The 13,722-nt window shown below is 35.5% G+C and carries 8 protein-coding genes; 2 read left to right on the top strand and 6 right to left on the bottom strand.

All coding sequences use genetic code 11. From position 1 onward, the window contains the following. Positions 1–16: 16 nt before the first annotated feature. Positions 17–1,552, bottom strand: coding sequence for a SusD family outer membrane lipoprotein NanU (nanU, locus tag ABID42_RS08695; RefSeq protein WP_367283317.1), 1,536 nt, complete (start codon positions 1,550–1,552; stop codon positions 17–19). 18 nt (positions 1,553–1,570) lie between these two features. Further along, entirely contained in the window at positions 1,571–4,843 is a 3,273-nt protein-coding gene (locus ABID42_RS08690; protein WP_367283316.1) for a SusC/RagA family TonB-linked outer membrane protein, read from the bottom strand. A 368-nt stretch (positions 4,844–5,211) separates the two neighbouring features. Between ABID42_RS08690 and ABID42_RS08685 the strand changes: the two genes are divergently transcribed. Together ABID42_RS08685 and ABID42_RS08680 are read left to right on the top strand one after the other, a co-directional pair. After that, entirely contained in the window at positions 5,212–5,919 is a 708-nt protein-coding gene (locus ABID42_RS08685) for a FadR/GntR family transcriptional regulator (protein WP_323259391.1), read from the top strand. Between the two features lie 175 nt (positions 5,920–6,094). Continuing rightward, the gene (locus tag ABID42_RS08680) at positions 6,095–6,820 is read left to right on the top strand and encodes a nickel transport complex, NikM subunit,transmembrane (protein ID WP_367283315.1); all 726 of its coding nucleotides are present in this window, start codon (positions 6,095–6,097) and stop codon (positions 6,818–6,820) included. A gap of 74 nt (positions 6,821–6,894) precedes the next feature. On the opposite strand, the gene ABID42_RS08675 is transcribed toward ABID42_RS08680, so the two are convergent. The 4 genes from ABID42_RS08675 to ABID42_RS08660 all read right to left on the bottom strand — a co-directional run bounded on the left by ABID42_RS08675 (position 6,895) and on the right by ABID42_RS08660 (position 13,722). Further along, positions 6,895–8,424: a SusD/RagB family nutrient-binding outer membrane lipoprotein gene (locus ABID42_RS08675; RefSeq protein ID WP_367283314.1), complete on the bottom strand. Its 1,530-nt coding sequence runs from the start codon at positions 8,422–8,424 to the stop codon at positions 6,895–6,897. 60 nt (positions 8,425–8,484) lie between these two features. After that, positions 8,485–11,946, bottom strand: coding sequence for a SusC/RagA family TonB-linked outer membrane protein (locus ABID42_RS08670; protein WP_367283313.1), 3,462 nt, complete (start codon positions 11,944–11,946; stop codon positions 8,485–8,487). 71 nt (positions 11,947–12,017) lie between these two features. Continuing rightward, positions 12,018–13,010: a FecR family protein gene (locus tag ABID42_RS08665; protein WP_367283312.1), complete on the bottom strand. Its 993-nt coding sequence runs from the start codon at positions 13,008–13,010 to the stop codon at positions 12,018–12,020. A gap of 28 nt (positions 13,011–13,038) precedes the next feature. Continuing rightward, positions 13,039–13,722 carry an RNA polymerase sigma-70 factor gene (locus tag ABID42_RS08660; protein WP_323259565.1) on the bottom strand — a complete coding sequence of 228 codons (684 nt, stop codon included), beginning with the start codon at positions 13,720–13,722 and terminating at the stop codon, positions 13,039–13,041.

Below are 13,722 nucleotides of genomic sequence, written 5' to 3'. Positions count from 1 at the left end.
GCTCTGGATGATAAAACTAAAAGACTGGATAACCAGCAGTTTGTACTAATGACCTATTGTTTGTCAGGGAATTACGGTCGATTGGCCATAATAATTTGAATGCTTCGTTTGATGAAAGGCTAGTATTAGCAAATACATAATTGTTACCTACACGACGTAAATCGTACCATCTTTTTCCTTCGAAAACAAATTCAAATAATCTTTCATCCAAGATGGCATTGAGTGGACTAGCATCTTTGGCTTGATTTGGGAAAGCGTATTTACTCGCATCATATTTCGCTCCAAAAGCACGGGCTCTCACTAAATTGATTTCATTGGCAGGATTTTGTCCTAAAATTACTTTTGCTTCTGCCATCATTAATAACAAATCTGCATAACGATAAATAGGATAATCGTTGGTAAAAGCACGTGAACCCGCATTTTGTTCGCCTTGAAATTTATTGATAAAACAACCCACCAATTCAAACCCAGTACCTTTTTTACTAAAAGCAGGTTGAATAGAAGACAATTTTCGACTATCGTTATCATCAAATTTTTGATAAGTAGCAATACGTACTGGTGCACGCAAAATCCCTCCCCAGTTGTCGGTAGTTACATTAAATTGTCGTGAACCATTGAAGTCATAAAAGTTGGAAATCAAACCAGATTGTGGAACAAAGGAGCTCGCAACAAAACCCATTGTAGCTTCATTGAGTACATATCGAATGGCAAAAATAATCTCATTATTCCCTTTATTACCAGCAGTAAATACTGTGCTATAATTGGGTAATAAAGTTAAGTTTGGAATATTTGTTTTGATGTCATTCAGCGCATTTAATGCTGTAGTGGCATCAACAGAACCACCACCACGATGACTATTCCAAAGTGATACTTCGGCTTTGAGCATCAGCGTAGCTGCTTTTGACCAATAGCCTTTATTATTTCTGAAAGTATAATTAGGACCAAAACTGCTTTCCGATTTATCAATATCAGCTTTAATCAATGCCATTACTTCAGCTTCAGGTGAAGCCGCTTTTGCCAAATTTGCAATATCTATTGATAAAACAGGCTCTGTTTGAATTACCACACCGCCCCAAGAACGATACAAATGAAAGTAATAAAATGCACGCATCCCATGTGCAATACCCAAATAATAGTTTTTATTGGCATCTGAAACAATATTGGTAGCATTTAGCTTATGAATCAACAAATTGAGTTGAACAATATTGCTGTAAAATCCTCCGAAATTGCTCACACCCGTATTATCCATGTCCAGATTTTGCAACCACATGCGTTCTAAACCTTGCGTGGCTTCACCCGTGAAAGTACTTGGGCTGTTGGCTTCCGTTCCAAAAATATCAGAACGCATTTCTCCCAAAGCCTGAAAACTGGCATTGTGACTTCTGAAACGAACGTGAATACCCGATACAAAAGCATCAAATTGATCGGCAGTTTTCCAATAATTGGCGTCGCTGATACTGCTTTCAGGCGCTAAATCCAGTTGAGTATTGCATGAGGTAAATAGCAAACTAATTCCCAAACTGATGTATATGGTTTTAATGATATTTTTCATGAAAGTAATTTTTAATAATTAAAATGAAACCTGAAGACCTAATACCACTGATTTTGGCGTTGGATATGTACCTGCATAAATACCGCCTGCTGGTGGTTCTGGCGATGGTCCACTAAATTTCGTGACATAAAAAAGGTTGTTAAAATTGGTATAAACACGTGCTTGCGAGAACCATTTACTCAAGAATTTATTCTTAGATAAATCATAAGAAATGGTAATTTCTCTACAAGCTAAATAATCTCCTTTTTCATAGAATCTTGAATTGTTCCCGTTCAATACTTGCCCTGCGTTGTTTGCACGTGTATAGTTCTTTTTACCTGCTGGTGCACCCACTTGGTCGGCATAATATACTTTTGGAATATCAGTGTCGGTATTGGTTGGCGACCAAGCATCTTTTTGCATTTCCATGTAGTTTAAAGTACCCTGATAATTACCAAGTGTACGTGCTACTAAGTCATTATAAATGGTATGTCCTAAAGCAAAATCAAATCTGGTGAAAAGAGAAAATCCTTTGTAACTAACATTTGAAGTAAAACCTCCTGTAACCGTTGGATTGATATTTCCTAAAAATACTTGGTCACGTGAGTCGATAATATTGTTATTGTCAACATCTAGCCAATTGACATCCCCCGGGGCAATTTTGTTCGTCATCGTAGTAGATGGACCACCGATTCCTGCAATGGCATCTACTCTATTAGCAGCTAGTTGGGCGATTTCTTCCTCATTTTTAAAGATAGAAACTTGTTTGAAACCGTAAATAGCTCCCAAAGGTTGTCCTTCTTGTAAACCGCCAACCCACACTACTTTACCTTGAATTGGGTCATAAATTTGCAAGCCACCTTGTCGATTATTTTCATTTCCATTGAATGGTAATTGCAAGATTTTATTGCCCACAAACGAAACATTTCCACCCATATTCCAAGAAATTCCATTTGGATTTCTCAAGATGCTCGCATTAACCGTCAATTCAAGACCAGTATTTTGAAAAGTTCCGAGGTTGGTTCTTACCGAGCTATATCCTACATAACTTGGCAAGGTTAAATTGGTCAATAAATCGCTCGTTCTACGGTCATAATAATCTAGCATTATACTAAAGCGATTATTAAGGAAGGAAATGTCTAAGCCTAAATCCAAAGTTTTACTTTTTTCCCAACGCAAGCCAGAGTTAATAATACTTGTACTTAAAAAACCTAAACTAGTGTTATAATTACCTTGCGAACCGTACACGCCTTGTACTTCGTAATTGCCAATTCCTGCCACATTTCCATTAATACCATAACTAAATCTTGGTTTTAAGGCACTTATGTATTGGTTAAGTGAACTTTCAGCAAAGAATTTTTCTTTGTGAAGATTCCAACCAGCCGACATCCCAGGAAAGAATCCATAACGATTGTCAGTTGCCAAACTTGATACTCCATCTCTTCTGAACACAAGACTCACCAAATAACGCTCGTCAAAATCGTAATTAAGGCGACCAAATTGCGACACAATTTTGTACTCATCTCTGGTTGAATAATTACTTCCTGCCGCAAAAGTTGTTGAAGCATTTGCTGTTTCGATATCATCTGTCGGAGCATTTTGCCCTAAAACTTGCATTTCAAAACCTTTTTGACTGAATATTTCTGCCCCGAGCATTGTGTTGAAATGGTGCGATTCACCGATACTTTTTTGGTAATTAATAATGGCATTGTATTGCTGTTGTACCGACCTTGAGAAATTCGCAAGTGAATTACGTGTAGCATTGCTAAACGACGGCGGATTGGTATATAAGTTGGTATAGTTTTGCGTAGCAAGGTTAAATGACTGATTTAGCGATTCAAATAGATAAGCATTTCCAGCTACTTTTACGTACAAATCTTTCGTAATATCATATTTTGCAGAAGCATTTACCGTAAATCGGTTGACTTCGCTGTTACGTTTTGTTTTTTGTAACCAATACAAAGGATTACCATCGCTCACGCCATTTCCAGGGTTGGGCATTGTTTGCAAAGAATCTAACCAAGGGTTCATCGTAGGCCAAATCGCCAAACTTCTGTACAATACATTGGATTCAGATGCCAAAGTACCATTTTGGGAAGAAGTCGAGAAAGTTGTTCCTGTTGTTACTTCAAGGTTCGGTCTTACTTTGTAAGAACCATTGATATTCCCTGTATAACGTTTGTAATCTGAACCCACAATTACGCCATCTTCTTTATAATGGTCAAAGCTTGCGAAATACTTTCCACGGTCATTACCACCTTCTACGCTAACATAATGGTCTTTTGTATAAGTATTTCTGAAAACTAAATTTTCAATTTCTCCTCCGTGTTCTTTGTATAAAATCGAACCGCCATAAGGGTCATCCATTGCCAACCAGCCTTGCGATAGCAAGCCAGCATTAGCAGCATTGTTTATTCGAATATCAAAAAGTGCTAAATTGGCAGCGTCCGTCAAAAGTCCATAACCTCTTGATGAATTTACTTGTGCAAGCGTTCTACCTGAGTTCAAATTTCCCAATCTATTATAATAAATATAGTCTCGGGCATTCATGTATTTATAACCTTCACGGTTTTGGTTATAGCCCGCTGTAAACTTATAGGTTACACGGGCGGTGCCAGCTTTACCTTGTTTTGTGGTAATTATAATTACTCCATTGTTGGCCCTAGCACCATAAATAGCCGTTGATGCAGCATCTTTCAACAATTCTATCGACTCAATATCGTCTGGAGCGATGTCATTTAATGACCTAATTACGCCATCAACCACTACTAAAGGCGAACCCGGACTATTAATTGAAGCCCCGCCACGCAATAAAATTGATGGCGCTGCACCGGGCGTTCCTGTTCGATTTACAACTTGTAAACCCGCCAAAGAACCTTGCAAAGCTGTTCCAACATTGGCTCTCGGAGCATTCGAAAGTACATCTTTGTCAAGCTTTCCAATCGAACTGGTAATATTCCGACGTGACTGCGTTCCGTAACCAACCACCACTACTTCACCAAGAGAAGTAATGTCTGCTCTGAGTTTGATGTTCAAAAAAGCATTTCCACTTACTTTGATTTCTTCTTTAAGATAGCCAACATAACTCAGCACTAATATATCTCCCTCAGCAGTTGTTACACTAAATTCCCCATTTTCGTTGCTAATAGTTCCAGTAGTTTTTCCTTTCAAAATAATTGATACGCCGGGTAAAGCCTCCCCTGTTTCAGCGGCAGTTACTTTGCCATTAATCTTTTTGGTTTGTCCCCATGCGCTTAGTAGGCAAAGGCAACAGATAATCAAGAAACCAATTTTCTGATAAACGTTTTTCATAATGAAGTCTAATTTTATTTTTGTATTATGTATGACATAACAAAACTATAGAACATCTTTTTAATTTCATAACATTATTCGAATATTTTTATAAAATATCTCTAAATAGTAACAAATACTCAAAATTGGCGCCGATAATATACTCAATAAGAGTATTTATGAAGATAAATATGTAATACTTAATGGCTATTTTGTGATGTTTTGTCGTTAAAAGGCTTACTTTACATTATCTTTAAAAAGAAAACAGCATATCTTCTTCAACAAGTACTCATACAAAGCTAAATAGCGCTTTACAGTTGATATAATCATGAATATTTTATAAAATGAAATATTTTACCTACTTTTATTCGAAATAAGTAATACATAATATGACAAAGGAATCTATTAATAATAATTTTATAACTGTTGACAATAGCTCATTGGTGGATAAAGTAGAAGCCAATTTGGTTGAATTACTACAAAGTAGGAAGCTAAAAGTGGGCGATGTCATCCCTAAAGAAATAGAGCTGGTAGAGCTATTAGGAGTAAGTCGCACGGTAATTAGAGAAGCCATTACCAGACTTCGCACAATGGGTATTATTGAATCTAAGAAGAAAAAAGGTTCTGTAATTACGAGTCCAGATATTTTTGGAATTATGAGTAAAAGTATGAATCCTCATATTTTGAACGAAGAAACGCTGAAAGAGATTTTTGAAATTCGACTGGTATTAGAAATCGGAATGGCGGATTTTATATTTCAGAAAATCACCCCAAAAGATATTGAGGAACTCAAAGAAATTGTTAAAAATGAGCCTGCATCAAGTGAATCACATCTTTTTAATATTGAACACGAAATTAAATTTCATGGAAAATTGTACGAAATAACAGGCAACAAAACCATGAAGACTTTTCAGAAAATGCTATTGCCGATTTTCGATTATGTCCATAACAGTGGTTTATTAAAAAAGGAAGTACAGAAAAGAAAGTTTGTTTCGCACAAAGGCTTGGTAGATATTTTAGAAAATGGTTCACCAGAATTGTTCAGAAATGGTATGCGTAATCATTTAGAAAATCACTTCGCTCGATTAATTTCCTAATCATTCTGAAAGAATTATTACATACTTTGATTGGATAGTAATTCGCCCATTTTAAAATAATGGATGAATTACTATTTAGAATTATTTTAAATAATGCTTGCTAGTATAGATTATCACATGTAGCTTTGTGTTATTATTTATAATAAGTCTAAATAAAATTAACAATTTTCATACCATGAAAAGTAATACAACATTATTAAAGCTATGTCTATTATTGACAATTATTTGCCTCCCATTTTTATCAAGGGCACATGGATATTGGCTTGAAACACAAGGCTCTGGAAAAATCGGTGAACCTGTTAAAATCTTAATGTTTTTTGGAGAATATGCTGAAGCAATAAGAGAAAAGGGTAATAAACTTGATAAAATGGCTGACCTAAAAGTATCTGTTATTGATGTTATTGGAAAGCAATCGGCCATCAATATGGTTCAGAAAGAAACGCATTGGGAAGGAACGTTTACGCCAACAACCAATGGAAATTATCAGATTTTGGCAATAAATGATACCCGTGAAGTACAAGATTTTACGAAACATAATTTAGGCATTACTCGTCCCGTACAATTTATGAGAACAACTTATCAAGTTGGGAAAGCTAGTGCAACAAATGCGAAGAATCTTCAATTTTTAGATGTAACGACAAATCAAGAAAATGGTAAAATTACTTTATCGGCTTTTAAAGACAAGCAAGCTTTAGCCAAAACCAAATTAACGATTATCAATCCACAAACGTGGGAAAAAACAAAATTCACTAATGAAAATGGCCAAACAACATTTACGCCAACTGGAAAAGGTTTGTATTTGGTTGAATTAGAATGGATTGACACAAATCCTGGTACTTTTAAAGGAAAAGATTATCAAACAATCAGATACAAATCTGAGATGACTTTTGTGCTTGATTAATAATAAAAATCTTCTTTGAAAATAATTACGACTGGCACAATTTTAACAGTGCCAGTCGTAATTTATAGGCAATATTATTTATCCCACCATACTTTGGTTGTAAATAAGTCTGGACCCTGACGAGTAATAGCGTCTTTGAAATTAGGATTGATACCCAGTTCACTTAATGGATAACGTAAGCGACGAGGAATCACTCCACCAGTTTCGTTACCAGAATAATTTACTGGGTTTAAATTTGGATAGCCCGTTCTTCTCCAGTTTGCCCAAGCTTCAATATGATTAAGGGTTGAAGCATGAATCAAATATAATTCTGTATGAATAGCATTTAGTTTATTGTCTAAATTTCCACTTTCAGGATAAGCATTTAACGTTGCATAAGTACTTAAATCATTTGCTGTAATAGTGCTTCCCACTACTGAAAGTTGGTTAATTCCTGCACTTTGTCCTTCAATAAAAGCTGTTTTTGCCGAGCCACTTGCCCAACCTCTTTCAATGGCTTCTGCTTTTAATAATTGTGCTTCGGCATAAGTCATATAAATCCAAGGAGTAGCCAAGCTCATCAAATTACTGCTAGGACGAGAGTAATTATTAAGATTTTTCTCCTCTAAAGTATTCAATATGATAGCATCGGTTGCATTAGGTAATCCTCTTTGGTTTTCAATGGTTTTGTCGCCATTTCTTAAACTAGAAATAACCGATAAACGTGGGTCTTTACGAGTCTTTAAAAGGTCGATAAGCGTTTTGCCCCATTGTACACCCGCATTATTCAAATTGGCAATGTTTTGTCCGCTTGGTCCTAGTACCCATGAATTTGGGTTTGAGTTAATCATTGCACCAGTATTATCAAATTTAAAGGCAATGGTTTCACTGTTACTCGTTATCAAACCGCCATCAATGGCTTTTTTAGCCCAAGATTGTGCAGACGTGGCATCTACTTTCTGCAATCTCATTGCTAAACGTAGCATTAAAGTATTGGCTGCTCGTTTCCATTTGTCTAAATCACCTGAATAAATATAATCAGCCGTTTTAGGAATATAAGCTGTTGCACTAAATGCTTTACCTGCTTCATCTAATTCTTTCAACATATCAAAATAGATGTCTTTCTGCGCATCATATTTTGGCGAAAAGTTACCATCTAAAAATGCTTTTCCTGCTTCAGAATATGGAATATCTCCATAAAGATCGGTAAGCCTAGCCATTTCCATTACTTTCAGGATTCTAGCCATCGACAACACATTGATATATTTAGCATCTTTTTTAGCTATATCAATTACATTGACTAAACTTTTCACAGCATTGGGATATGAATAATCGAAAAATGAAGTAAAATTGTTAGAGCCAGAATTATAGAAACTACCGCCATAAAATGTTACATCTATTGATGACATCTGTTGAACAAAACAAGCCGCAAAACCAAAGTTGATACGCCAAGCTTTACTAGAAGCATCGCTAGAACCAGGAATAAATAATTCAGATTCGCCTAATAAATAATCGATTGGAACGCTTGATGGTGTATTTGGGTTCACATTGATTACTTCAAAATCTTTCGTACAAGCTCCCATTGATAAGATGAGAGAAGTACATATTGTTATTTTCTTTAACATAATTGTCTATTATATTAACTGTATTTTTCTAAAAAATTGATACTGTTTGGTGGATTACCCTTAAAACTTCAAGTTTACATTCATCCCAAACGACCTTGTTGATGGAGTACCCGCAAACTCTAAACCTTGAGCATTTCCATTATTATAAGTGGACTCAGGGTCAATGTTTGGTGTTTTTTTCATAAGTATAGCCAAGTTTCTACCTACGATTGAAACAGATGCTCCTTTGAATGGGAACTTATTCAAGTATTTAGCTGGAATACTGTATTCTAATACAATTTGGCGCAATTTGATAAAATCTGACTGATACACAAATGGCGTAGCAATGCTACTGTACCATCCGCTGTAGTAAGCCTGTGCAGGAGCTTTTACTGTATTAGGTTCGCCAGATTGAGTAACTCCAACTCCAAGTACTCCACCTTCACGACCAACCAACGTTTCTTTGGCTAAACCAAAACGATATGCCAAGGCGTTTGTACCAGAATAAATATAACCGCCAAACTTACCATCCACTAAAACACTTAGGCTTACACCTTTAAAAGAGAAAGTGTTATTTAAACCCAAAGTATATGGAGAAACACCCGTACCAAAGTTTTTCAAATCTCCTTGCATCGCAAAGCCTTGTGCATTGTACACGATGTTTCCGCTAGCATCTCTTTTAAAATCATATCCTTGAATTTGGCTATAAGGTAAACCAATGGTTTGTTGGATAAAAGTAGCGCCAGGTCTTGACTGGTCAACACGTAGCGTATTCAAATTGCCATATAAACTTAACACCTCACTTTTGTTATAACCCATATTGAATGAAGCATCCCAAGTAAAGCTTTTAGTTTTAGTAATAGCAACACCTAATAATAATTCTACACCGCTGTTTTGGATAGCTCCAACATTAAATAAAGCACTGTTATAACCAGAAGCTCCAGAAATTGTAGCGGCTACAATATCATTTGTAGTTTTCCTGTTGTACACCGCTAAATCTAGATTTACTTTATTTCTGAATAATTTAGCTTCAAGCCCTAACTCAGAAGCAGTAGATGTTAAAGGTTGTAAATTAGCATTTGGCACACGGTTTGAACTTACTTGAGCAATTGGTGAACCTAAATGTGCGCCATTTAAAGCATAATATAAAGATAAATTATAAGGGTCAGTATCGCCACCAGCTTGTGCCCATGAACTTCTGAATTTCAAATAGTTAATCGCTTCAGGCAATACGAAAGCCTCGGATGCTACAAAACTTAAACCAACAGAAGGATACATAATACTGTTTTTGCCCGCTGCAAGTGTCGAAAACCAGTCATTTCTAGCAGTAGCTGTTAGGAACAAGATATTATTGTAAGATAATTCAGCCGAACCATATACTGAGTTGATTCTTTTTTCGATATAAGCTTCTGATAAACTTCTTGCAGATGGATCAATGTTTGAAATATCATAGAAGAAAGGAATATTAAAGCTGTTTGAAGCACTAAATTCAGTTACTCTAGTAACTTGTCTCATTTGGTTACCACCAAGCAAAGCACTTACACTGAATTTTTCACCAAATTTCTTGTTGAAACCTACTAATAATTCCGTATTTGTCTCTGTAAAATTACGGGTAGAAACCGCATAATTTCCTCTTAGTGCATAGCCAGTACCATAAGGTTCGATGTTTTTGTAATAATGATTGAAATTATCAAAACCCAAACGTCCTTTCACATAAAGCCATTCGTTGATGGTATATTTTGGTTCAAATGAAGTAATGATTCTTTTCTTTTCATCATCTTGTTGAAATTGCTCCGTAGCAAAATATGGGTTTTGTGTAAACTGATTATCAGACCATACTTTTTCGTTGCCATTGGCATCGAAAACTGCATTTCTTAATACATCTACGCCCAACGAAGTTGGTAAAACATACATGGTAAAGTTGGCATTTCCGGGCGAATCGTTTACTCTTGGTCTATTGTGATTTTTTTCAATGATGTACTTTGCATTGGCTACGAATGAAATGTTTTTACCAAGATTACCATTCAGATTCAAGGCAAAATTATTTCTGTGTAATGTATTGTTTGGTAAAACACCCTTATTATTTAAGTCATTCATTGAAAAACGGTAGGTCACTTTTTCAGTAGCACCCGTTAATGCAACAGAGTTTGTTAAAGTCGTTCCTATTTGATAAAACTTCTTCAAATTATCTTTTACAGCTAGATAAGGTCTTTCTACGCCATCGTAAAACATGGCATTACTTCCGTCTAATTTTCCACCCCAGCTATTTCTAGTAGCCGTTTGAGCAACCGTTGTAGGTTTTACGCCATTGTTTCCTAAGCCATATTCATACTGGTAATCGTTGTAAGACTTAATTAGTAAGTCTTCAGCAACAAAATTGCTGTTTACTTCTAATCCAATACCTTTTTCTGATTTTCCGCCTTTGGTTGTCACTAAAATAACACCATTAGAAGCTCTTGAGCCATATAAAGCCGCTGCCGTAGCACCTTTTAAAACACTGATATTTTCAATTTCATCAGGATTTAAACTCGAAATTCCATCGCCTCTATCGGCACCAGTCCATGCTCCATCACGGTTTGCACCAATATTTACTGAACCTAGATTGTCATTATTGATAGGAATTCCATCCACAATAATCAAAGGCTGATTGTTTCCAGAAATAGACCCATTTCCACGAATCACAATTCTACTTGAACCACTTGGTCCTGTAGCAGTTCCTGAAATATTCAAACCTGCAACCTTACCAGCTAAACTATTAGCAATGTTGGTAGAACGAGCTTTAGTTAATTCGTCGCCTTTTATTTCAGAAACGGCATAACCAAGGGCTCTTTTTTCTTTTTTGATTCCTAAAGCAGTAACAACTACTTCTTCCAAAGCCTGATTTTCAGGAATCATTTGTACGTTAATCAACGACTTTTGAAGTACAGTAATTTCTTGTTTTTTGAAACCAATAAAGCTAAACACAAGTATTGCATTAGGAGATTCTACTTCAATTTTATAAGCTCCTTTTTCATCTGTCAAAGTCCCTTTCGATGTACCTTTAATTAAAATACTTACTCCAGCTAAAGCAATTCCTTTGTCATCCACAACCGTTCCAGCTACCTGACTTTCAACTACAGCTTCAGTACTCGTCTCTGCTGTTTTGATTAGTTCTTGCGTTTTGTTTTCAATCGCAGTAGTTGCTTTGTTGATTGTCGAGGGTAAGATTACGTAAGAATTCTTCTTGATTTTCTTAAAACGTAAACCCGTTGGTTGTAAAATAGATTCAATGTTTTGTTCAACGGTATTTTTATTACCAATCAGATTTCTAAGTACTTCGTGGTTTGCTACTAAACCCTCTTCAAATAAGATGTCTGCTTTGTAAAATTCTTTTAACTTTAGTAAAGCTTCTCTTAGTTTAATGGTATTAGAAGTATTTTCTTTTTCAGTAAACTTTTTACTTTTCTGATTGGAATATGCCAATAGTTGTGAGAAAACCAATGAGGGAAAAACACTCAGGGCGATGCCACAACAAAGCATTCTTAGTAAAGCTTTGTTTCTCATATTAAATTCGGATTGTTTTGTGAATAATTTTTGAATGGGTTATTTATTCTTTATTTAGTTGTAAACATTGTTTAATTATCAAATGAAATCACATAAGAATTCTCTTCTTTCACCACATTGAATGATAGCATTTCAGCTAATACATTTACCAATTCCTCGGCACTTTCTGCTTTGAAGGCTCCTGTAATAGTTCTGTTGGCTAATTCTGGTGTTTGTATTTTTATTTCTACTCCAAAATTTTCCTTAATTAAACTACCTATTTCTTTCAAGGGTGTGTTATCGAAGACAAACCGATGGTCTTTCCAAGAAAGCTGAGTACTCAATTTTTCTTTGTTCAATACTTGTAGTTTTAATTCTCCTTTTTTAGAAATATTGACCATATCTCCGGGTTTCATCGTAATAATTTCTCTTTTATTAGCAGAGCTTAATATTACTTTCCCTTTGTTTAAAACCACTTTTGTACCTCGTTGTCTAGCATAAACCACGAATTCAGTACCCAAAACCGTAATTTGGTGTTTATCAGGGGTATTAACGATAAATTTTTGGTGGTCTAGCGTGTGTTGAACAGAAAATTCAGCTTCGCCTTCTAATAATACTTCACGGGTTTTTGTGCCAAAGCCCCATCTTGGTACAAATAATTCTGAATTGGCATTGAGCGTAACATCACTACCATCTGGCAGATGTATTTTTCTTATCTCACCAAAGTCTGTTGCATAAGATTGGTACATTATTTCCTGTTTCATCAAAAATCCTGATACCCCAAAAATCAAGCATACCGCAGCTGCAATCCACCATGAATTTAGTTTTGGCTTTTTGTAAACAGGGTTAATGGCATCGACACCGTCGATGGGAAAAACGTTATTATCTATACGCTCAATATTTTTTAAAAGAGCGATTTCTACATTTGGTAAAAATTGCGGACAGGTTCTTTCCCACTCGTCAAGCCATTCAAAATACTGTTCGATATTTTTCGGCTCTTGTAACCAATCTTCAATTAATTTTTTATGTAAAGGCGAGGCATTACCAGCGAAATAATTAAAAATCATTTCTTTGACTAGATTCATCTTGTTCATCTATTTAAAAGGAAAACTATCACTTACTATAATACATTAATATCGAAAAGACCAAAAGAGAAACGAGTCCATAATTTTTTAATCCTTTTCGTAGTTCTGCTAAGGCTTTACTTACATGTGCTTCAACGGCTTTCTGGCTTACGCCAAGTTCACTAGCGATTTCACTATATTTTTTACCTTCAAATCTGCTTAATAAAAATACTTTTCGGCATTGTTGAGGCAAAGTACTTATTACTCGTTCCACTTGCATATAGAGCTCATCATATTCAAGTACTTTGTCGGGCTGAGGTAATTGAGATGCTCCATTCCAGTCAACAATATCATCAGTATTGTTATTATTGTACTCACTTTTCAGGTAAGTAAAACATCTATTACGAACCATTGTATATAAATAAGCCCTTAGCGAAGTATCTATTTGTTTATAAATTGCTTTATGCCAAAAATTATAGAATACCTCGGCAACAATATCTTCAGCGACTTCCTTTGAATAAACATACCTTATGGCATGGCTACACAATGGCGCATAATATTTTCTGAACAGCATTTCATATCCTTTGCGGGGCTCTTCTTCCAGAATTCTTTTAATGAAGAGCTCGTTATCGATTACTTTCTGAGAAGAATCGATAAAATTATGTTTGACAGCTGTCGTATCTAAAAGGTTTGTACTAAAATCCTTCGAGTTATCTTCTATTGGTAAATTCAC

The sequence above is a fragment of the Arcicella rosea genome (assembly GCF_040543805.1).
Classification (GTDB): Bacteria; Bacteroidota; Bacteroidia; order Cytophagales; family Spirosomataceae; genus Arcicella; species Arcicella rosea.
Note: the sequence above shows the minus strand (reverse complement) of the source record. Positions and strands in the feature narration are given on the sequence as shown.